At 44.7% G+C, this 22,528-nt stretch carries 20 protein-coding genes and 2 tRNA genes; 20 read left to right on the forward strand and 2 right to left on the reverse strand.

Annotated features, from left to right (window positions below; all coding sequences use genetic code 11):
* The first annotated feature begins 64 nt into the window (after window positions 1–64).
* The 3 genes from AB4274_RS20535 to AB4274_RS20545 all read left to right on the forward strand — a co-directional run bounded on the left by AB4274_RS20535 (window position 65) and on the right by AB4274_RS20545 (window position 1,486).
* A tRNA-Met gene (locus AB4274_RS20535) sits at window positions 65–141 on the forward strand.
* Window positions 142–196: 55 nt separating this feature from the next.
* A tRNA-Leu gene (locus AB4274_RS20540) sits at window positions 197–281 on the forward strand.
* 158 nt (window positions 282–439) lie between these two features.
* On the forward strand, window positions 440–1,486 hold the full coding sequence (locus tag AB4274_RS20545) for a lactonase family protein (RefSeq protein WP_017071286.1): 1,047 nt from the start codon (window positions 440–442) through the stop codon (window positions 1,484–1,486).
* Between the two features lie 68 nt (window positions 1,487–1,554).
* On the opposite strand, the gene AB4274_RS20550 is transcribed toward AB4274_RS20545, so the two are convergent.
* Window positions 1,555–2,730, reverse strand: a complete 1,176-nt coding sequence (locus tag AB4274_RS20550; protein ID WP_372113065.1) for a 2-octaprenyl-3-methyl-6-methoxy-1,4-benzoquinol hydroxylase — start codon at window positions 2,728–2,730, stop codon at window positions 1,555–1,557.
* A 308-nt stretch (window positions 2,731–3,038) separates the two neighbouring features.
* On the opposite strand from AB4274_RS20550, the gene miaB reads away from it, so the two are divergent.
* The 5 genes from miaB (at window position 3,039) to lnt (ending at window position 8,771) form a co-directional block, all read left to right on the forward strand.
* Window positions 3,039–4,463 carry a tRNA (N6-isopentenyl adenosine(37)-C2)-methylthiotransferase MiaB gene (miaB, locus tag AB4274_RS20555; RefSeq protein ID WP_372113067.1) on the forward strand — a complete coding sequence of 475 codons (1,425 nt, stop codon included), beginning with the start codon at window positions 3,039–3,041 and terminating at the stop codon, window positions 4,461–4,463.
* Between the two features lie 163 nt (window positions 4,464–4,626).
* Window positions 4,627–5,748, forward strand: a complete 1,122-nt coding sequence (locus AB4274_RS20560) for a PhoH family protein (RefSeq protein ID WP_017062327.1) — start codon at window positions 4,627–4,629, stop codon at window positions 5,746–5,748.
* A complete protein-coding gene (ybeY, locus tag AB4274_RS20565; RefSeq protein ID WP_012603383.1) occupies window positions 5,749–6,210 on the forward strand; it encodes an rRNA maturation RNase YbeY in 462 nt (153 codons plus the stop codon).
* A 120-nt stretch (window positions 6,211–6,330) separates the two neighbouring features.
* Window positions 6,331–7,221, forward strand: coding sequence for a CNNM family magnesium/cobalt transport protein CorC (gene corC, locus AB4274_RS20570; protein ID WP_012603382.1), 891 nt, complete (start codon window positions 6,331–6,333; stop codon window positions 7,219–7,221).
* A 32-nt stretch (window positions 7,222–7,253) separates the two neighbouring features.
* Window positions 7,254–8,771 (forward strand): apolipoprotein N-acyltransferase, encoded by a 1,518-nt coding sequence (gene lnt, locus AB4274_RS20575; RefSeq protein ID WP_372113069.1) that lies wholly within the window; start codon window positions 7,254–7,256, stop codon window positions 8,769–8,771.
* A gap of 90 nt (window positions 8,772–8,861) precedes the next feature.
* On the opposite strand, the gene AB4274_RS20580 is transcribed toward lnt, so the two are convergent.
* Entirely contained in the window at window positions 8,862–9,332 is a 471-nt protein-coding gene (locus tag AB4274_RS20580) for a zinc ribbon-containing protein (protein ID WP_017062329.1), read from the reverse strand.
* A 263-nt stretch (window positions 9,333–9,595) separates the two neighbouring features.
* Here AB4274_RS20580 and leuS point away from each other — a divergent pair, with 263 nt between their 5' ends.
* The 12 genes from leuS to lipA all read left to right on the forward strand — a co-directional run bounded on the left by leuS (window position 9,596) and on the right by lipA (window position 22,375).
* On the forward strand, window positions 9,596–12,172 hold the full coding sequence (gene leuS / locus AB4274_RS20585) for a leucine--tRNA ligase (protein ID WP_048614215.1): 2,577 nt from the start codon (window positions 9,596–9,598) through the stop codon (window positions 12,170–12,172).
* A 179-nt stretch (window positions 12,173–12,351) separates the two neighbouring features.
* Window positions 12,352–13,005, forward strand: a complete 654-nt coding sequence (lptE, locus tag AB4274_RS20590; RefSeq protein ID WP_371721388.1) for an LPS assembly lipoprotein LptE — start codon at window positions 12,352–12,354, stop codon at window positions 13,003–13,005.
* A 12-nt stretch (window positions 13,006–13,017) separates the two neighbouring features.
* Window positions 13,018–14,043, forward strand: a complete 1,026-nt coding sequence (holA, locus tag AB4274_RS20595; protein ID WP_017068505.1) for a DNA polymerase III subunit delta — start codon at window positions 13,018–13,020, stop codon at window positions 14,041–14,043.
* Window positions 14,044–14,109: 66 nt separating this feature from the next.
* The gene (rsfS, locus tag AB4274_RS20600; RefSeq protein WP_004735247.1) at window positions 14,110–14,427 is read left to right on the forward strand and encodes a ribosome silencing factor; all 318 of its coding nucleotides are present in this window, start codon (window positions 14,110–14,112) and stop codon (window positions 14,425–14,427) included.
* Window positions 14,428–14,430: 3 nt separating this feature from the next.
* Entirely contained in the window at window positions 14,431–14,901 is a 471-nt protein-coding gene (gene rlmH, locus AB4274_RS20605) for a 23S rRNA (pseudouridine(1915)-N(3))-methyltransferase RlmH (RefSeq protein WP_017068506.1), read from the forward strand.
* Between the two features lie 6 nt (window positions 14,902–14,907).
* A complete protein-coding gene (gene mrdA / locus AB4274_RS20610; RefSeq protein ID WP_017068507.1) occupies window positions 14,908–16,800 on the forward strand; it encodes a penicillin-binding protein 2 in 1,893 nt (630 codons plus the stop codon).
* Window positions 16,800–17,921 (forward strand): rod shape-determining protein RodA, encoded by a 1,122-nt coding sequence (gene rodA, locus AB4274_RS20615; protein WP_017062334.1) that lies wholly within the window; start codon window positions 16,800–16,802, stop codon window positions 17,919–17,921. The genes mrdA and rodA overlap by 1 nt, the downstream gene beginning before the upstream one ends.
* Window positions 17,922–17,924: 3 nt before the next feature.
* Window positions 17,925–18,764, forward strand: a complete 840-nt coding sequence (locus tag AB4274_RS20620; RefSeq protein ID WP_017071279.1) for a septal ring lytic transglycosylase RlpA family protein — start codon at window positions 17,925–17,927, stop codon at window positions 18,762–18,764.
* Between the two features lie 93 nt (window positions 18,765–18,857).
* Entirely contained in the window at window positions 18,858–20,039 is a 1,182-nt protein-coding gene (locus AB4274_RS20625) for a serine hydrolase (RefSeq protein ID WP_017068508.1), read from the forward strand.
* A 232-nt stretch (window positions 20,040–20,271) separates the two neighbouring features.
* On the forward strand, window positions 20,272–20,550 hold the full coding sequence (ybeD, locus tag AB4274_RS20630; RefSeq protein WP_026084358.1) for a DUF493 family protein YbeD: 279 nt from the start codon (window positions 20,272–20,274) through the stop codon (window positions 20,548–20,550).
* A gap of 195 nt (window positions 20,551–20,745) precedes the next feature.
* Window positions 20,746–21,405, forward strand: coding sequence for a lipoyl(octanoyl) transferase LipB (lipB, locus tag AB4274_RS20635; RefSeq protein ID WP_004737632.1), 660 nt, complete (start codon window positions 20,746–20,748; stop codon window positions 21,403–21,405).
* Window positions 21,406–21,409: 4 nt separating this feature from the next.
* Entirely contained in the window at window positions 21,410–22,375 is a 966-nt protein-coding gene (lipA, locus tag AB4274_RS20640) for a lipoyl synthase (RefSeq protein ID WP_017064177.1), read from the forward strand.
* Window positions 22,376–22,528 lie beyond the last annotated feature (153 nt).

Genomic DNA, 22,528 nt, shown 5'->3' on the forward strand with positions numbered 1-22,528 from the left:
CTCCGACCGCACCATTATTTCTCTTTCATTAGAGAACAAATAGTGAATCTATTAGATTTATTATGGCTACTTAGCTCAGTTGGTTAGAGCACATCACTCATAATGATGGGGTCGCAGGTTCAAATCCCGCAGTAGCCACCACTTATACAACGTCTTATTGAAGCACCAATATTCGATATGACTATAAAGATTTGCTGCGGTCGTGGCGGAATTGGTAGACGCACCAGATTTAGGTTCTGGCGCCGAGAGGTGTGAGAGTTCAAGTCTCTCCGACCGCACCATCATTAAATAGAACCCAGCTTTTTAGCTGGGTTTTGTTTTATCTGGAATATGCAAATCTGCTAGCCAAGTCACCAAGTATTCTCTTCTATAACCTCACTTTTAATACGATTTTATAAGACAATGTCAGCTCCATTTTCTAATTGAGTATGACTAGCCTATGAAACCCCTCCCCTTAACGATCGGTTGCTACACAGATACACCAAGTAAAAGCCAAGGTGTTTATCAAACTCAGTTAGATCTAGAAACAGGAAAACTATTACCTCTAGAGCTGATCATCAAATGTACTAACCCCTCTTTTATTACTGTAACAAAGACTGGGATCTATACTGCATCGGAAGTGGACCAGCAAAAACAGCCCCAGCTCATTCATATACCTAATGTTGATTCACAGCTAACACACAATACAAGCCTCATCTCGGGAGATCACCCTTGTCACGTCGCGATAGATCCACACAATAAGTTTGCTATCACGTCGCAATACTCATCAGGCACATTCGATATTTTTAGCTTAAGTATCAACGGCAGCATCGATAAACGACTCAAAACAATCCAGATGGTTGGTTCCGGGCCAAACAAAGAGAGACAAACTAGCCCACACGCCCATCAATGCCTGTTCTTACAAAACTCACCACAGTTTGTGACTGTCGATCTCGGCACCGATCGCATCAACTTCTATTGCTTTGATGAAGAGCAAGAAGAGTTCCTTGATGAGCCAATGCAGTCTATTAAGGTGCCCGCCGGCAATGGACCTCGCCATTTAATCTTTAACAAAGCTGAAGACAGAGCCTATGTGGTCTGTGAACTCTCTGAAACGTTGCTGACTTTGGAAAAGGTTTTAGGCATTTGGAATGTAGTGGAAGAGATTGATGCATTGCCTAATATGGAGAAGGGAGAAGCCGCAGCTGCGATTAAGCTATCGCCTGATGAGCAATTCCTTTATGTGTCATGTCGACACCAATCAAGAATCAGTAGCTTCAAAATCGACTCTGAGACTCAAAGGCTGACTTTCATTGATAGCTACGACACTGAAGGCAAATTCCCAAGAGACTTCCATATAACGAACGATGGGAAATGGCTTATCGCCGCCAACCAGCACTCCAACAACATCACCTCATTCAAGCGAGATAATGAAGATGGGTCTTTGGTTTATACAGGGTACTCTTTAGAGATCGATGCACCGGTTTGTGTGACGCAACAGCGATAGTAGTCATCTGATACAAAAAAGGAGAGCATTCGCTCTCCTTCTTTTCATAAGCAGTCTTAAACGCTCAATTAGAGACCCAAAGCGTATTTCAATACTTGAGCTTTAATCGGGCCTGAATTTTCAGCTAGTTTTAGAGCAGCATTACGTACAAATTTCAGTGGGCCAATGTCGTTGCTGAATGTCTTGTAGAAGAAATCCATGCCACTTTGCATCATTAGATTGTCGCCTCTTCTTATCACTTCATAGCGTCTTGCTACAGACTGGTTCAATTCACCCTTTTCTTTGGTGACATCCAATAGTACTGAAACATCTTTAAAGCCCAAGTTGACGCCCTGCCCTGCTAAAGGGTTAATCGTGTGCGCTGAATCACCGACTAAAATGCAATTATTCTTCGAGTATGATTGAGCATGACGTCGTGTCAGAGGAAAAGATCCAGAATTCAATACCTTGATATCACCTAGCTCTTTAGGAAAGTTAGCAAGTACTTCATTTCGCAATTTTTCAGGGGTCATCGATGATAATTGCTTAATGCGAGATGGGGAGTCATACCAGACCAACGATCCCTGCCCGACTTCTTGACCGTCAGAGGTTAGAGAACATAATGGCAAAAATGAACGAGGACCACTTGGTAGGAATTGCTGCCAAGTAATATCTTGTTGAGGCTGCTCGGTTTCGACATTGATAAGCATGCAGTGCTGTCGGTAATCCCAAGCGGTAATACCAATCCCAGCTTGCTGACGAACGGCTGAATTCGCGCCATCAGCACCAATCACCCACTTCGCTGACAACTCAGCTCCTGATTGAAGCTTAACGATATTGGTTTCACCAAACTCAATCTCATCCAGCTTTTCTGGGCATAACAGTTCGAGATTGTCGTAGGCATCAAATTGAGACCATAATCCTAGTTGAATGAGCCTATTCTCAACGATATAGCCTAGACGGGGCAGATCCAGTGATGCAGCCTCAAATCGAGTACGACACTCTGGATGCTCCCACGTTTCTAAACGCTTGTAAGAACACACGCGCATCGCTGCGATATTTTGCCACGCACCAAGATCTTCAAGTAAATCGACCGATGCTTGAGAAATCGCAGACACACGAATATCCATCGCTTGTGACTCATCAAAAGCTTGTGGGGCAAAACCTTCGATCACCGCAACACTCAGACCTTGCTTTGCAAAACCGATTGCTGTTGCTGCGCCAACCATGCCGCCACCGACTACTACAATATCGTAACTGTTCATATTTCGTACTTATCAGTTTGATTCTTTGACTGTTTTTGATTGTACTTTTTCATAACTAACTTGTAACCAAAAACCTTATTCGAAAAAAGGGTTATCCCTTATGGCATATGGCGTTAACGATAATAAAAACCACTACATAAGAGATTTGTTCAGACTACTAGTCAGTCGGTTTTGAAACCAGTACAATACGCCGCTTGCCGCTGGAGCCTGTCATAAAATTGAATACCGAATTATGACAAACGGGGCTAGCGGATGAATAATGGGCGATTTGCTCCCTTAAATTAAACTAACGATCGAGCGAACATATAATGAGTAAGAAACTGCTAATTAAAACTTGGGGCTGTCAGATGAATGAATATGATTCATCAAAAATGGCCGACCTGCTTAACGCTGCAAATGGCTATGAGCTAACTGAAGTACCTGAGGAAGCAGACGTACTACTATTGAATACTTGTTCTATCCGCGAAAAAGCGCAAGAAAAAGTATTCCACCAGCTTGGTCGTTGGAAAACGCTTAAAGATAAAAAAGAAGGTGTGGTGATCGGTGTGGGTGGCTGTGTAGCGACTCAAGAAGGTGATCACATTCGTCAACGTGCACCTTACGTAGACGTTATCTTTGGCCCACAAACATTACACCGTTTGCCAGAGATGATTAAATCATCACTGTCTAACGAAAAGCCAGTAATGGACATCTCTTTCCCAGAGATCGAAAAGTTCGATAACCTGCCTGAGCCAAAAGCTGAAGGTGCGACGGCATTCGTTTCTATCATGGAAGGTTGTTCTAAATACTGTACTTACTGCGTTGTACCATACACACGTGGTGAAGAAGTTAGCCGTCCAATGGATGATGTACTGTTCGAAGTGGCTCAACTTGCAGAGCAAGGCGTACGTGAAGTTAACCTACTAGGTCAGAACGTAAACGCATACCGCGGTCCAACACACGAAGGCGATATCTGTTCATTCGCAGAACTGCTTCGTCTTGTTGCTTCTATCGATGGTATCGACCGAATTCGTTTCACAACCAGCCACCCGCTTGAGTTTGGTGACGACATCATTGAAGTTTACAAAGATACTCCTGAACTAGTGAGCTTCCTTCACCTACCAGTACAAAGTGGTAGTGACCGTATTCTTACGATGATGAAGCGTCCACACACGGCTATCGAGTACAAGTCTATTATCCGTAAGCTGCGTAAAGCTCGTCCTGATATTCAAATCAGTTCTGACTTTATCGTTGGTTTCCCTGGTGAGTCTAAACAAGACTTCCAAGATACAATGAAGTTAATTAAAGAAGTTGATTTCGATATGAGCTTCAGCTTTGTTTTCTCTCCTCGTCCGGGTACGCCAGCGGCAGATTACCCATGTGACGTACCAGCACAAGAGAAGAAAGATCGTTTGTACGAACTGCAACAAACGGTAAACACACAAGCTATGCGCTTCTCTCGTCTAATGCTAGGCACAGAGCAACGTATCCTTGTTGAAGGTCCATCAAGAAAGAACCTAATGGAACTTCGCGGCCGTACAGAAAACAGCCGTGTTGTGAACTTCGAAGGTTCTGCAGACCTAATCGGCCAGTTCGTAGATGTGAAGATCACTGAGGTTTACACCAACTCACTACGTGGTGATCTAGTTCGCACAGAAAAAGACATGGGTCTACGCGTTGTTATGACTCCAGCAGAAATGATGGAAAAAACAAAACGTGAAGACGAGCTAGGTGTAGCGACATTTACGCCGTAGGCAATACAACTGTTTGAGCACAAAGCGCAAACACAAAGCTTGAAATTACCTAACTAAGTGACCATCTTAGAAATAGGGATATCACCATCAGAAGCCCGGTCTAAATCGGGCTTTTTGCTCTTTGTTTTATTTAAGAGTGAGTGGCACAAAATGAGAGGCTAATTTGAGCAATAAAATCGTTACCTTAGAGATAAATCTAGAACCAGCAGACAACAAGCGCTTGGCAAGTTTATGCGGACCATTTGACGACAACATCAAGCATCTTGAGCGTCGTCTGGGCGTTGAGATTAATTACCGTAGCAACTTTTTCACCATTGTCGGTAAGCCTCACACTACAGCCGCAGCTTTAGACATCATCAAACACCTCTATGTTGAAACGGCTCCAGTTAAAGGCAACATAATCGATATCGAACCAGAGCAAATACATCTGGCGATCACCGAATCAGGCATTTTGGAGCAACACGTCGAGTCTGAAATTGACTACGGCAAAGAAGTGACCATTAAGACTAAAAAAGGCGTCATCAAACCTCGAACGCCAAACCAAGCACAGTACCTAATGAACATGGTGACTCATGACATCACCTTTGGTATTGGGCCAGCAGGTACAGGTAAAACCTACTTAGCCGTTGCTGCAGCAGTTGATGCACTTGAACGCCAAGAGATTCGTCGCATTCTATTGACGCGCCCTGCTGTTGAAGCCGGTGAGAAGCTTGGTTTCCTACCGGGTGATTTAAGCCAAAAAGTAGACCCATATTTACGTCCACTTTACGATGCGCTGTTTGAGATGCTTGGCTTTGAGCGAGTTGAGAAGCTGATTGAACGTAACGTAATTGAAGTTGCACCACTGGCTTACATGCGTGGTCGTACATTGAATGATGCGTTTATCATTCTTGATGAGAGCCAAAACACCACGGTAGAACAGATGAAGATGTTCTTAACCCGTATCGGTTTTAACTCACGCGCTGTGATCACAGGTGATATTACGCAAATCGATTTACCTCGTGGTGCAAAATCAGGCTTACGCCATGCGACTGAAGTGCTCAATGAAGTCGACGACATTAGCTTTAACTTCTTCATGTCTGAAGACGTCGTTCGTCACCCTGTAGTTGCTCGTATCGTCAACGCATACGAGAAGTGGGAAGCAAAAGACCAGAAAGAGCGCAAAGAGTTTGAAAAGCGTAAACGTGAAGAGCGTGAAGCCAAACTTCTTGAGGCTCAGCAGGTAGTTACGACACAATTAGCAACACAAAATAGCTCTGTAATTGCAGAACAAGGTGATAAATAGATGTCTATTGAACTAGACCTGCAATTAGCGGTCGAAAATGAGCAAGGTCTTCCAACTGAGCAAGATATTCAGCTTTGGTTGGACAAGACAATTCCTCAGTTTCAAGAGAACGCTGAGTTGACGGTTCGTATCGTTGATACACAAGAAAGCCACCAGCTCAATCATGAATATCGTGGCAAAGATAAGCCAACTAACGTGTTGTCTTTTCCATTCGAGGCTCCTCCAGGGATCGAGTTAGATCTACTGGGCGACCTCATTATCTGCCGCCAAGTTGTCGAAAAAGAAGCAGAAGAGCAAAGTAAGCCTCTGCTAGCACACTGGGCTCATATGGTTGTACATGGCAGTCTGCATCTGCTAGGTTATGATCATATCGAAGATGATGAAGCTGAAGAGATGGAGTCACTCGAGACAGAAATCATGCAATCTATGGGGTTTGAAGACCCTTACATTCTAGAAAAGTAAATTGATTCTAGTAAAGTAGGTTGCAGAGAAACAATAACTCATCGAACCTGTGATTTTCACAGGAATCTGAGTTGTAACGTGTGCTATCACACTTCTGATAGCGTTATTTTTTGAGAAATCATGAACGAAGGTAACCCCCCCACTTCTGAGGGAAGTAAAAAATCTGAAGGTCCGAGTAGAAAGTCCTTCTTTGAACGCCTAGGCCAACTATTTCAAGGTGAAGTAAAAGATCGCCAAGAGCTCGTAGATGTAATCCGCGACTCAGAAATTAATGACCTAATTGACCACGACACACGCGACATGCTCGAGGGTGTTATGGAAATTTCAGAGATGCGAGTACGCGATATCATGCTGCCTCGCTCTCAAATGGTTACAGTTGAACGCACAGATGATCTAGATACATTGATTGCGCTCATTACTGATGCTCAACACTCTCGCTACCCAGTGATCAGTGAAGATAAAGACCATGTTGAAGGCATTCTATTAGCGAAGGACCTACTTAAGTATTTGGGTTCAGAAAGTGCTCCATTTGATATCGAACAAGTGATTCGCCCTGTCGTGGTTGTTCCTGAAAGTAAGCGAGTTGATCGCCTGCTTAAGGAGTTCCAAGAAGAGCGTTACCACATGTCTATCGTTGTCGATGAGTTTGGTGGAGTTTCTGGCCTGGTAACCATTGAAGATATCCTCGAAGAAATCGTTGGTGAAATTGAAGACGAGTTCGACGATGAAGAAGAGCTAGATATTCGTAAGCTGAGTAAGCATACCTTCTCTGTAAAAGCTTTAACCACTATTGAAGAGTTCAACGATACGTTTAACACTGCCTTTAGTGACGACGAAGTGGATACGGTAGGCGGCATGGTTATGACAGCACTCGGCCACCTGCCGGTTCGTGGCGAAATTGTAGAAATCGAAAACTACCATTTCAAAATAACATCAGCAGATAACCGTCGTGTGATTCAGCTACAGGTAACCATTCCTGACGAACAGCCTCTTCCGACTATCGAAGAATAACAACTTCTCTCTAAAGAGATGACAGAAATTAGATGACTAATACCTTTATTCATCGCCTATTACGGCCGCTTGCGGCCGTTTTTGTTGGCGCTATAACCACCCTTTCATTCGCTCCATACTCTATATGGCCTCTTGCTATTCTCAGCCCAGCTTTGTTGCTGTTACTGATCCACAACCGCTCTCCTAAAAGTGCGCTTTGGATTGGCTACGCATGGGGTTTAGGTCAATTCACCACAGGTATCAGCTGGGTATACGTCAGCATTGATGGTTTTGGCGGCATGCCACTGGCAGCCAACCTATTTTTGATGGCATTGCTTGTTGGCTACCTAGCCGTTTATTCAGGGCTATTTACCTGGGGTTTGAATAAATTCTTCCCTGCCAATAACCTAAGCCGCTTTTTCCTTGCAGCTCCTGCATTATGGCTAGTCTGTGATTGGCTGCGTGGCTGGGTAATGACGGGCTTCCCTTGGCTTTGGTTAGGCTACAGCCAAATCGATTCGCCATTGGGTTCATTTGCACCGATTGGCGGCGTAGAGCTAGTAACTTTAGCGATCATTGTTTCAGCCTCTGCATTCACTTATGCGATTGTTAACCGGGCTTGGAGCATCGCTATCATTCCCGCTGTCGTATTTAGCGCAGGCTTTGGTATTCGCAACATCGACTGGGTCACGCCGAACCCTGAAAAAACCACGTCAGTCGTCTTGATACAAGGCAACGTCGATCAAGACAGTAAATGGCTACCGAGTCATCGCTGGCCAACCATGATGAAGTACACCGACCTAAGCAGAGAAAACTGGGGAGCGGATATCATAATCTGGCCTGAAGCGGCTATTCCAGCATTCGAAGTTGAGATCCCATCTTTCCTACGTAACTTGGATAGCGCAGCGAAGATGAACAACAGTTCGATCATTACCGGTGTGCTGAATCAGTCTGAAGATAAGAAATACTACAACAGTGTTCTTTCTATCGGCGTGAATCCATATGGTGAGTACAGCTACGATCCAGACGAACGCTACCATAAACACCACCTGTTACCATTTGGTGAGTTTGTGCCGTTTGAAGATATCTTGCGCCCATTAGCACCTTTCTTTAATTTGCCAATGTCATCATTTAGCCGTGGCGACTTTGTTCAACCCAACATCGTGGCAAATGGTCGTCACTTAGCGCCTGCGTTGTGTTACGAGATCATCTTTAATGATCAAGTTAGACAGAACGTAACCGACGAGACTGACTTTATTTTAACGCTCTCTAACGATGCGTGGTTTGGTCGTTCGATTGGCCCTCTGCAACATATGGAAATCGCACAGATGCGTGCTCTGGAGCTTGGTAAGCCAGTTATTCGCTCGACCAACAATGGTGTGACGGCAGTTACCGATTACAAAGGCAACATCCTCAAACAAGTACCTCAGTTTGAAACGGCAGTGTTAAAAGCTGAACTCATTTCAACGGATGGTCAAACGCCTTATCACACAGTAGGTACTTGGCCACTGTATATCTGGGCGATGCTCAGCTTGGTGATTGGTTGGGTAATTAGAAAGCCAAAAAGCTAGATTCGACGAAAAGTGATTTGAGGGTTGACTGATCGGGTCAACCCTTTTTCATTTCTGTGGTTTTGCGTTGATACGCTATGGTTCAGAAGCTTACGGTTTAAGGGCTTTACGACTAAACCCTTTAGAACCACATTTAATGCATGGAATGATATTGGTTGGGTGGTTATATTCGGTTTGGTGACCACACTCGTCACATACTAAGGTTCCCAAGCCAATGACTTCACCCGCTTGATACAAGCCTTGGTGTTCTAAGTCTTGGAACAGTTCAACCCATTCCACCTTAGTACGATCAGTAATATCCAACAGCCCTTGCCAAATAGAGTCCGCAATCATCAAATAGAATGGACCGCTTTTACTCTCTTCATAGCTTTCGGAAAACTCTTTTAAGTCCGACTTCACGTAGGCAGAGATCAATGAAAGCTCATCTTTAGTCATATCATTAGCTGCTTTCGCAAACTTGCCCGACGTTTCGATTTTGTTGTTGAGCTCTTCAGGGCTATGCTTCAGCGTTTCAATCACCTCTTCGACGACTTCTTCATAGAGCGCTTTTTTCTTCGGCATAACAACCTCCTTAAGATAACCAACCTTTTAGTGAGCAAACGGATGCGCTGCAATGCACTCCCGCTTACAAACAAATGCAATTCATACTCTTAAGTATAGTTGCCCTGCGAAATTCAGTGAAAATTACACAATCTACTAAGCGGCAACTGCAAGTATGAAGGGTATAACTATTGTTGTACTCAGCTCCTTTAGGTATTCTATGACGATCTGTAAGATTCTGTTCTAACCGAACTCACAAATTCCAAGATAACCGGATACCATCGATGCAAGAACAATATAACCCGCAAGAGATTGAACAAAAGGTTCAACAACACTGGGATAACAGCGAGACTTTCGTTGTAAGTGAAGACCCAAACAAAGAAAAATTCTACTGTCTTTCTATGTTCCCTTACCCAAGTGGCCGACTGCACATGGGTCACGTGCGTAACTACACCATCGGTGATGTGGTATCTCGTTTCCAACGTCTACAAGGCAAAAACGTAATGCAGCCAATTGGTTGGGATGCATTCGGCCTACCTGCAGAAAACGCCGCTGTTAAAAACAATACAGCACCTGCACCATGGACTTACGAAAACATTGAGTACATGAAGAACCAGCTTAAGCTTCTAGGCTTTGGTTACGACTGGAACCGTGAATTCGCAACGTGTACTCCAGAGTACTACCGTTGGGAACAAGAGTTCTTCACTAAGCTTTACGAAAAAGGCCTGGTTTACAAGAAGACATCTTCAGTGAACTGGTGTCCAAACGACCAAACAGTACTGGCAAATGAGCAAGTAGAAGACGGTTGTTGCTGGCGTTGTGACACTCCAGTAGAGCAAAAGAAAATTCCACAGTGGTTTATTAAAATCACTGAGTACGCTCAAGAGCTACTAGACGATCTAGACAACCTTGAAGGTTGGCCTGAAATGGTTAAGACCATGCAGCGCAACTGGATCGGCCGCTCTGAAGGTGTTGAGCTATCTTTCGCTGTTAACGGCGAAGAAGCACCATTAGAAGTGTACACAACACGTCCAGATACACTAATGGGTGTTTCTTACGTTGGTATCGCTGCAGGTCACCCTCTTGCAGAGAAAGCATCGAAGAACAACCCAGAGCTTGCTGCATTCGTTGAAGAGTGTCGTAACACTAAAGTTGCTGAAGCTGAACTCGCAACGATGGAAAAGAAAGGTATGGATACTGGCCTAACGGCTATCCACCCTCTTAACGGTCGTGTTGTTCCTGTATACGTAGCAAACTTCGTACTTATGGATTACGGCACAGGTGCGGTAATGGCGGTTCCTGCTCACGATCAACGTGACTACGAGTTCGCAACTAAGTACGGCATCGATATCATCCCAGTAATCAAACCTGAAGATGGTTCTGAACTAGACGTGTCTGAAGCGGCTTACACTGAAAAAGGTGTACTGTTTGATTCTGGTGAATTCGATGGTCTTGCGTTCCAAGAAGCATTCGATGCAATTGCTGCGAAGCTTGAAGCTGAAGGCAAAGGTAAGAAGACAGTAAACTTCCGTCTACGTGACTGGGGTGTATCTCGTCAACGTTACTGGGGCGCTCCAATCCCAATGGTAACCACTGAAGACGGTGAAGTTCACCCAGTACCAGCAGACCAACTGCCAGTCATTCTTCCTGAAGATGTAGTAATGGATGGCGTAACGAGCCCAATCAAGGCTGACAAGTCTTGGGCTGAAACAACATTCAACGGCGAACCCGCTCTACGTGAGACTGACACGTTCGATACGTTTATGGAGTCTTCTTGGTACTACGCACGTTACTGTTCACCGCAAGCAGACGACATTCTAGATCCAGAGAAAGCAAACTACTGGCTACCAGTTGACCAATACGTTGGTGGTATCGAGCACGCTTGTATGCACCTGCTTTACTCTCGTTTCTTCCATAAGCTTCTACGTGATGCTGGCTACGTGACGTCTGATGAACCGTTCAAGCAACTACTATGTCAAGGCATGGTTCTGGCTGACGCGTTCTATCACGAAAACGAAAAAGGCACCAAAGAGTGGATTGCACCGACTGACGTAACGGTTGAACGTGACGGTAAAGGTCGCATCGAAAAAGCAGTCGACGATCAAGGTCGTGAAGTTGAACACTCAGGCATGATCAAAATGTCTAAGTCTAAGAACAACGGTATCGACCCACAAGAGATGGTAGACAAGTACGGCGCTGATACAGTACGTCTATTCATGATGTTTGCATCACCTGCAGACATGACGCTTGAGTGGCAAGAGTCTGGCGTTGAAGGGGCTAACCGCTTCCTTAAACGTGTTTGGAAATTGGTTCACGCTCACTCTTCTAAGGGTGCTGCTGAATCTGTTGATGCTTCTGCGCTATCTGGCGACCAAAAAGCACTTCGTCGTGATATCCATAAAACTATCGCGAAAGTAACGGACGATATTGGCCGTCGCCAAACGTTCAACACGGCAATCGCTGCAATCATGGAACTGATGAACAAGCTGGCGAAAGCACCTCAAGAATCTGCACAAGACCGTGCAATCCTTGACGAAGCGCTAAAAGCGGTAGTACGCATGCTTTACCCAATGACTCCACACATCTCTTACGAAATGTGGATTGCACTGGGTGAATCAAACGTAGACTCAGCAACATGGCCAACTTTCGATGAGAAAGCGCTAGTTGAAGACGAGAAAACTATCGTTGTTATGATCAACGGTAAGCTACGTGCGAAACTAACCGTTGCTGCTGATGCAACAGAAGAGCAAGTTCGTGAGCTTGGTCTAAACGATGAGAACGCTAAGAAGTTCCTAGATGGCTTAACTATCCGTAAAGTTATCTTCGTACCAGGTAAGCTTCTAAACATCGTTGCTAACTAATTTCGTTAGCACAATGCAATTGCTAAAGAATTAACGAACTTAATTCATCAAAAGCAGTCTGTAGACAGGGTAGCTAATTGCCCTGTCTACTTATTTAAGCGCTTTAGACTTGAGCCTAACCACTCAAACGAACTAAAGCCTTTAAATAAGTATTCTACCTTCATGAGAGCCATCAAATAATGCGCCTGATTTCACTATCTTCATTGAAAGTTACTGTTGTTGTTTTAACCGTCAGCCTATTAAGTGCGTGTGGTTTCCACCTACGTGGTGATTACTCCGTACCAGAAGAACTCAACAAGATCTCCGTAACCAGTTACGACCAATACAGTACGTTTACACGTATGATGAAAGGTCAACTGCGTATGAATGATGTAGAAATTGTGCCACCGGCTGAGAATACACCTAACCTGCATATTATTAGTGAGAGCGTAGGTGAGCGAACTCTGTCTCTATACCAAAACACTCGTGCAGCAGAGAAAGAACTGACATTCCGAGCAAGATATCGAGTTACTGTCCCGGATCTAGGCTCAAAGACATTCTCAACCAGCGTTACCCGTAGTTATCTAGATAACCCGCTAACTGCACTTGCGAAGTCGGTTGAGCGAGACATGATCGAAGATGAGATGCGTAAGTTGGCAACAAGCCAAATCCTTCGTCAGATGGCTCGACTAAAAGCGAACATTGCAGCTGATAGCATGGATCTAGATGCACTAGAACACGTTCAAGTGAAAGAGCTTGAAAAGCAATACAACATCAAGAATGTTGAAATTGACGACGTTGAGATCGTACCAGCTTCAGAAGAACAACCAACACTTAGCGATTCGGCTGAGTAATAGGTTTATTTGATGCGTATTTTTGCTGACCGCTTATCAGAGCAACTTATTAAACAGTTGAGTAATGTTTACCTAATTTTTGGTAACGAACCGCTACTGTTGCAAGAGAGCCGAGAAGCGATTCAAAAGGCTGCAAAACAGCAAGGCTTTGAAGAACGTCACCGCTTTGCGATTGATAGCAGTCTCGACTGGAATCAAGTCTACGACTGCACTCAAGCACTGAGCCTATTCTCTAGCCGTCAGGTCATCGAGCTTGAGCTGCCAGAGTCAGGCGTCAATGCCGCAATAGCGAAAGAGCTACTCGCAATCTCCGAGCATATCCACAGTGATATCTTGTTAATCTTGGTGGGCACTAAGCTCACCAAAGCTCAAGAAAGCGCTAAGTGGTTTAAGGCTCTTTCGAATCAGGGTCACTGGGTCAGTTGCCTAACGCCAGATGTCAGTCGGTTACCTCAGTTTGTCCAAGCGCGTTGCCGTCAAATCGGTTTAACGCCAGACCCTGAAGCGATTCAAATGCTGGCGCAATGGCATGAGGGTAATCTATTTGCTCTCACCCAAAGCCTAGAAAAACTGGCTCTCCAATACCCAGATGGAAAACTCACGTTAGTACGCTTAGAAGAATCGCTGAGTCGACACAACCATTTTACTCCATTCCATTGGAGTGATGCGTTATTGGCAGGCAAAGGTAACCGAGCACAACGAATCCTGCGTCAGCTAGAAGCTGAAGGTGTCGAACCCGTCATTTTATTACGTAGCATACAACGAGAGCTTGCTCTGCTATTACAAATGCAGCAACAAATGAAACAGATGCCGATTGGTCAGGTCTTCGAAAAACACCGTATCTGGCAATCTAAAAAGCCTCTTTATAACGCCGCGCTAACAAGAGTTTCGATTTCTCAATTACACTCTTTGTTCGCGTTGCTCACTCAAGCTGAATTGATGACAAAAACTCAATATGAGCAGTCGCCTTGGCCACTAATTCATCAGTTAAGCGTAGAGTTTTGTATCCCTTCAGCTTCAATACCATTCCACGCATAAAAGCGTGTTATATTCTAGGGTCAACAAGCCCTAAACAAAGCTAAATTCAGATTAAAGGAACACCCAGTGTTACGTGAAGAACTAAAAGATTTTCTTGCAGACAAAGCCGACGACATGAAAGCAGAATCGATTGTAACTATCGATGTAGAAGGCAAATCAAGCGTTACTGATTACATGATTGTTTGTACTGGCACCTCTAAACGCCATGTTGCCTCTATTGCACAGCATGTTGCTGATGAAGTGCGTAAAGCGGGTATGCAACCTCTAGGTATGGACGGCCAGCAAGAAGGTGAATGGGTTGTTCTAGATATGGGCACAAGCATGCTTCACGTTATGCAAGAAGAGCATCGTGAGCTGTACCAACTAGAAAAACTTTGGGGCTAAGCTTTGAAGATCCAGTTAATCGCAGTTGGCACAAAAATGCCAAAGTGGGTTGAAGAAGGGTTTCAAGAATACAAACGCCGCTTCCCTCACGATATGCCATTAGAGCTCATTGAAATTACTGCAGGAAAGCGCGGTAAAAATGCAGATATTGCACGCATTCTTCAAAAAGAAGGTGAAGCGATGCTGGCTGCAGTTCCAAAAGGCAACCGTATTGTCACGCTCGATATCCCAGGTAGAAAGTGGGATACACCTCAACTTGCTGAGCAATTAGAAAGTTGGAAGCTGGATGGACGTGACGTATCTATCCTAATTGGCGGGCCTGAAGGATTAGCACCTGCATGTAAAGCGGCCGCAGACCAAAGTTGGTCTCTGTCTGCGCTTACTCTCCCTCACCCATTAGTACGCGTTATCATGGCTGAAAGCTTGTATCGAGCTTGGAGCATCACTGCTAACCACCCTTATCATCGAGAATAAGCGTTAATGTTACGTAAACGTAGCCAAATCCGCGATTACAAAGCAGAAGCACGACTATTTACTAGCCGTGCTTTTGTTGCGTTTGCGGGGATCATAGTCATGATGTCGATGTTGGTTGTTAACCTGTACAACATTCAGGTCAATCAATACCAAGACTATAAAACTCGTTCTAACGACAACCGTATCAAGGTCGTTCCGATCGCCCCTAACCGTGGTTTGATTTACGATCGCAACGGTATACTTCTTGCCGAAAACCGTCCTGTTTTCAATCTAGAAATCATACCCGAAAAAATTAAAGATATGGATGACACGCTTGCTCGTCTGCAAGCATTAATTGAGATCCCGCCAGAGCGTATCGAGCGCTTTAATCGTGATCGTCGTAATTCACGACGCTTTAAATCAGTACCTATTCTTAATCAACTGTCTGAAGAACAAGTTGCCGTCTTCTCTGTAAACCAACACAAATTCCCAGGTGTTGAAGTTACGGGAACTTTGAAGCGTTTCTACCCTTACGGTGATGTGCTCACTCACGTAATAGGCTATGTATCGCGCATCAATGACCGTGATATGCAGCGCTTGATGCGAGAAGAAAAAGACGCCAATTACCAAGCTACACGTGATATCGGTAAGTTGGGTATTGAGCGTTATTACGAAGATATGTTGCACGGTACAGCTGGCTACCAAGAAGTCGAAGTTAACAGTCGTGGACGAGTGATTCGTACCCTCAAATTTGTCCCTTCGGTTCCAGGCAAAGATATCGTACTTAACTTAGATATCAAGCTACAGCTATACGTACATAAGTTACTTGATGGCCGCCGTGGTTCAGCTATCGTTCTCGATCCGAAAGACAATGGCGTGTTAGCCATGGTATCGAGCCCAAGCTACGACCCAAACGCATTCGTGCATGGTATCTCGTCTAAAGGCTATAACGCGCTACTTCAAGACAAAAACCGCCCTTTGGTTAACCGTGCCACGCTAGGGATTTACCCACCAGCATCGACGATCAAACCCTTCATTGCTGTTGCTGCTCTGCAAGAAGGTGTTATTACACCAAACACTACGCGCAATGACCCAGGCTATTGGAAGATACCAAACTCAAAAACGAGACCATTCCGTGACTGGTTGCGTTGGGGACACGGTGTCGTGGATATAGAAAAAGCGATTGAAGAGTCGGTGGATACCTTCTTTTACCAAATTGCTTATGATCTCGGCATTGATCGCATATCCAAATGGATGATGATGTTCGGCTTTGGTGATTATACTGGCATCGATATTTATGAAGAAAGCAAAGCCAATATGCCAACTCGTGATTGGAAGATGGCAAGACACCGTGTGCCTTGGTACCAAGGTGACACCATCCCAGTTGGTATTGGCCAAGGCTACTGGACTGCAACACCCATGCAGATTGCAAAAGCCACATCAGTTTTGGTCAATGAAGGTGAAGTAACCGCACCTCACCTACTTCGTTCAACCATTGATAACGGTCGTCCATTCGATGAACAAATCATGTCGGACATTGAAACTTACCCACCGCTAACCGGGGTTAAGAAGAAGTATTGGGATATCGCTCAGGAAGGTATGAGGCTGGCTAACCACGGTAAGAAAGGTACGGCAAGACGTTCATTCCAGAAGATGTCTTACCAAACCGCTGGTAAATCGGGTACCGCACAGGTATTCGGCTTAAAAGAAGATGAAGAGTACAACGCGGATGAAATCGCAGAGCACTTACGCGATCACGCCCTCTTTACGGGTTACGCGCCTTTTGAAGATCCTGAAGCCGTCGTGACTATCGTTCTAGAGAACGCAGGTGGCGGTTCTTCTAACGGCGGCCCAGTAGTAAGAAGGATTTTAGACCATATTATCCTTGCAGAAGATTATCAAAGTGAGCCAATTAAATAATGAAACTTGATCCTTCAACTGGACGAAATAGAGCCCTATTCGAAAGGCTGCATATCGACCTGCCGCTTTTGCTTGGCATTCTGGTTTTAATGGGCTTTGCCCTGCTGATCATGTACAGCGCAAGCGGACAAAGCCTTGCGATGATGGACCGCCAGGCGATGCGCATGGCTCTGTCTTTAGGTGTGATGATCTTCCTAGCGCAAATCTCACCTCGTACTTATGAAACCTTGGCACCACTGCTATTTGTAGGTGGTGTCATCTTGCTATTGGGCGTGTTGTTCTTTGGTGAAGCCTCTAAAGGCGCCCAGCGTTGGTTAAACTTCGGCTTTGTTCGATTCCAACCGTCAGAGCTATTAAAGCTCGCGGTGCCTTTGATGCTGGCACGATTTATCGGTAAGCGCTCACTTCCACCAACATTCCAAACATTAGCGATCTCGCTAGTGATGGTGTTTGTACCGACGATTCTAATCGCAAAGCAGCCTGACCTAGGTACATCTATCCTTATCGCCGCATCTGGTATCTTCGTGATATTCCTGGCTGGTATCAGTTGGAAAATCATTGCTAGCGCGGCAATCGCATTAGGGGCATTTATCCCAATCCTATGGTTCTTCTTGATGCGTGAATATCAAAAAGTGCGTGTTAGAACCCTCTTTGATCCTGAATCAGATCCATTAGGTGCGGGTTACCACATCATTCAAAGTAAGATTGCGATAGGCTCTGGTGGTATTTCAGGAAAAGGTTGGCTGCAAGGCACTCAATCTCAACTAGAGTTTATTCCAGAGCGTCATACCGACTTCATTTTTGCGGTCATTGCCGAAGAGTGGGGCATGATTGGTATATTGTTCTTGCTTGCTATCTACTTGTTCATTATTGGACGTGGCTTAGTGCTTGCGAGCCAAGCTCAAACCGCATTCGGTCGAATGATGGGCGGCAGTATTGTACTGAGCTTCTTCGTTTATATTTTTGTAAACATTGGCATGGTAAGTGGCATTCTACCTGTGGTTGGTGTTCCTCTTCCTCTAGTCAGTTATGGCGGTACTTCAATGGTTACCCTCATGGCTGGTTTTGGTATTTTAATGTCGATACATACACACAGAAAAGCATTCTCAAAGGCGACCTAATCGATGTCTATTACAACGTTTCAAAACAAAGCATCCTTGGTTGAAGAGCTGCCAATCAAAAAAATAGTCTCTATCTTGGGGCTAGCGATTTTAATCAATGGTTGTTCTTCAAAGCAGCCAACAGGGCGCTACGATATTGATTCAGATATTGCACCAGACGCACCGATCTCAGTAGAGCATCTCGAGGATGCTCACCCTCAGTATGAACCTTATAGTTTAGGTGGTAATACGGATTACACTTTGCGTGGCGAAGACTACAAGATCGTAAAGAAAACCGAAGGTTTTACTGAGAAAGGCAAAGCCTCTTGGTACGGTAAGAAGTTTCATGGTCACTTAACGTCTAATGGCGAGATCTACGACATGTATTCGATGTCTGCGGCGCACAAAACATTGCCAATTCCAAGCTATGTAAAAGTGACGAATACCGACAATAACAAAACGACGATTGTTCGTATCAATGACCGCGGCCCATTCCATGAAGGCCGAATCATTGACCTTAGTTATGCGGCAGCTTACAAGCTCGATGTGTTAAGAACCGGCACGGCAAATGTTGAGATTGAAGTCATTACTGTAGCTATGCCAACCGACGCAAATAAAAAGGCTGCTTTACCGCAATTTATTATTCAAGTCGCGACATCTCCGCATGAAGATAGAACAGAGAAGTTAGCAAAAGATCTAGCCGAAAAGCTAGAAGTAGCAACGTTCTTGCAGCCAAATGATGACAACTACCGTCTGATGATTGGGCCATTTCATGACTATGCTCTGACTCAAGAGAAATTAGAACAAGTTAAGCTGATGGGTCACCCGTCAGCTTATATAAAAAAACACACCCTAACTCGCTAATTAATCTAACAGTTACTTCTGGTAATCAGCGCTCTGGTGTGACAGAGTGATTCTGTTAATATATGAATAGTTCACCAAATAATTGCATTCAAAATGATTAAATCTAATAAACTTGTTAAATCGATTTTTGCTACTTCTGTTGCTCTTTCTGCAACGATAGCTACATCGTCATTCGCCGCTCCTATTGTTGTTCCTGATGCACCTCAAATCGCCGCTAAAGGTTTTGTTCTGATGGATTACCATTCAGGCAAAGTACTAGCAGAGAAAGAGATGAATACTCAGCTTTCTCCAGCAAGTTTAACCAAGATGATGACGAGCTACGTGATCGGCCAAGAGCTCGACCGTGGCAACATCAACCTAAACGACGATGTTGTAATCAGTGAAAATGCTTGGGCTAAAAACTTCCCAGATTCATCTAAGATGTTCGTTGAAGTGGGCACTACGGTTAAAGTTGAAGAATTAAACCGCGGTATCATCATTCAATCAGGTAACGACGCATGTGTTGCTATGGCTGAACACATCGCTGGCTCTGAAGATGCATTCGTTGACCTAATGAACGCTTGGGCAAGCTCTATCGGCATGAAAGACACGCACTTTGCTAACGTGCACGGTCTAGACAACCCGAACCTATACTCAACGCCTTACGATATGGCGCTACTTGGTCAGGCGCTGATTCGCGACGTACCAGACGAGTACCGTATCTACTCAGAGAAGAAATTCACATACAACGGCATCACCCAATACAACCGTAACGGTCTGTTATGGGATAAGAGCATGAACGTTGATGGCATCAAAACGGGCCACACAAGCAATGCAGGTTACAGCCTAGTAAGCTCAGCGACAGAAGGCAAAATGCGCCTAGTGGCTGTAGTTATGGGCACCAAGAATGCGAATGCTCGTAAAACAGAAAGCAAAAAACTGCTTAGCTACGGCTTCCGCTTCTTTGAAACAGTGGCACCACACACAGCCGGTGAAACCTTCGTAGAAGAGAAGATCTGGATGGGTAGCAAGGACACAGTTGCACTGGGTGTCGACGAAGATACTTTCGTAACGCTACCTCGTGGTCAAGCTAAGAACCTGAAGGCAAGCTTCGTTCTTGAGAAAGAGCTAGAAGCGCCAATCAGCAAAGGCGATGTAGTTGGTAAACTATTCTACCAAGTAGACGGTGAAGACGTTGCTGAATACCCACTACTAGCACTTGAAGATGTAGACCAAGGCAGCCTATTCAGCCGTCTATGGGACTACCTAGTTCTTCTGTTCAAGGGTTTATTCTAAACAAGCAAAAGGTTTGTTCTAGGTAAAACCCAAGCTTGTTGTATAGCTAACCTAATGAGTAAGTTCATGATTTACTCATTAGCGAACCAAAAGCCGCCATGTGCGGCTTTTGTTGATCTTGAGTTCGGTGATATTTACACGTAATATTCCGCCTTATTACTCGTGTCTGTTGACCGAACACGCTTTTTATCGACATTTCGCCAATTTGCGAGAGTCTAGCCTTTTGGAGCTAATCATGAACATCAATTCTGATGCAAAACTAAAAGACCTCTTAGAGTTCCCTTGTTCATTCACTTACAAAGTAATGGGCCACGCTAAGCCAGAACTGACTGAGCTAGTACTAGAAGTGATCCAGCGTCATGCTCCTGGTGACTACAGCCCAACGCTAAAACCGAGTGCGAAAGGCAACTACCACTCTGTTTCTATCAATATTACTGCGACTTCAATTGAACAAGTAGAAACTCTTTATAAAGAACTGGGCGAGATCGAAATCGTTCGTATGGTTCTGTAATCTCCGATTACACATGAAAAACAGCGGCTTATTGCCGCTGTTTTTGTTTAAAGCACCCTATCTAGCTCAAATTCATTCAACTTAATTTTCAATAAATACAAAGAAAGTTGAAAAACCTTGCAGTCCGTCTGTAGTTAGAATCATGTTTCGCGTTTATAATGCGTTCACTTTATTAATCCTTGAGGGAGTGCAGCTTTGCAAAATAAGCTAATCGTAAAAAAATTAGGCCGTCAGGATTACGAACCTGTATGGAAAGCCATGCATAAGTTCACAGACGAACGCACGGAAGAAGACGTAGACCAAGTTTGGTTGGTTGAACACAACCCTGTCTTCACTCAAGGACAAGCAGGCAAAGCTGAGCATGTATTAAATGCTGGTGATATCCCTGTAATACAAAGCGATCGCGGTGGCCAAGTGACTTATCACGGCCCAGGCCAATTAGTGGCTTACTTTCTGATTAACATCCGCCGCAAGAAATTCGGAGTACGTGATTTGGTTACTCATATCGAGAACCTCGTAATCAATACTCTGAAAGCTTACAATATAGATTCAGCTGCCCGACCTGACGCTCCTGGTGTTTATGTCGATGGCAAGAAAATCTGTTCACTTGGATTACGTATTCGACGTGGCTGCTCGTTCCACGGGTTAGCACTCAACGTCGATATGGACCTGTCTCCATTCCTACGTATTAACCCATGTGGTTACCAAGGTATGGAAATGGCGCAGGTAAGCCAACTCGGCGGACCAAGTGAACTAGAAAACGTTGAGCAACAGTTAATACAAGAGCTCGTAGAGCTACTCGGCTATGACCAAGTAGACATTCAAGCCACCAGTAACATTACAGCAGAAGCATAAAATCATGAGCAAACCAATCCAAATGGAAAAAGGCGTTAAATATCGTGACGCTGACAAAATGGCATTAATTCCCGTAAAGAATATGCCTGCTGAACAGAAAGAAGTTCTACGTAAGCCTGAATGGATGAAGATTAAACTTCCTTCAGACAGCCATCGTATTCAAGAAATCAAATCAGCAATGCGTAAAAACAACCTGCACTCAGTTTGTGAAGAAGCGTCTTGCCCTAACCTAGCCGAGTGTTTCAACCACGGTACGGCAACGTTTATGATTCTTGGCGCTATCTGTACTCGTCGCTGCCCGTTCTGTGATGTTGCCCATGGTCGTCCTGTTGCTCCTGAAGCTGAAGAGCCGAAGAAACTGGCTAAAACAATTCAAGACATGAAACTGAAGTACGTTGTAATCACTTCAGTTGACCGTGATGACTTGCGTGACGGCGGTGCTCAGCACTTTGCTGACTGTAACCGTGAGATTCGCGAACTCAACCCAAATATTCGTATCGAAACACTGGTTCCAGACTTCCGCGGTCGTATGGACGTTGCGCTTGACCTAATGAAAGACAACCCGCCAGATGTTTTCAACCACAACCTAGAGACAGCGCCACGTCTATACCGTAAAGCGCGTCCAGGTGCGAACTACAAGTGGTCTCTTGATCTACTGAAGAAATTCAAAGAGCAGCACCCTGATATCCCAACAAAATCAGGTGTGATGATGGGTCTTGGCGAGACAAAAGAAGAGATCGTTCAAGTACTGAAAGACCTTCGCGAACATGGTGTGACTATGCTGACACTAGGTCAATACCTAGCACCAAGCCGTCACCACTTACCAGTAGAACGCTACGTGCCGCCTTCTGAGTTCGATGAGCTGAAAGAGATTGCTCTAGAGCTAGGCTTTACTCACGCAGCGTGTGGCCCGTTTGTACGTTCTTCTTACCATGCGGACTTGCAAGCTCAAGGTATGGAAATTAAGTAATCACGATTGCTTAACGAACAATGCAAAGGCGCTGAATATTATGTTCAGCGCCTTTTTTCTATCTTGTTCGTGCCGCTATAGCTTTATATTTCGTGCCACTAAGCTTTATATAAAAACAACAAAGCCACTCTTTATGAACTGACCCCCAATAGT

Source organism: Vibrio sp. 10N.261.55.A10, assembly GCF_041470825.1.
Lineage (GTDB): Bacteria > Pseudomonadota > Gammaproteobacteria > Enterobacterales > Vibrionaceae > Vibrio > Vibrio crassostreae_C.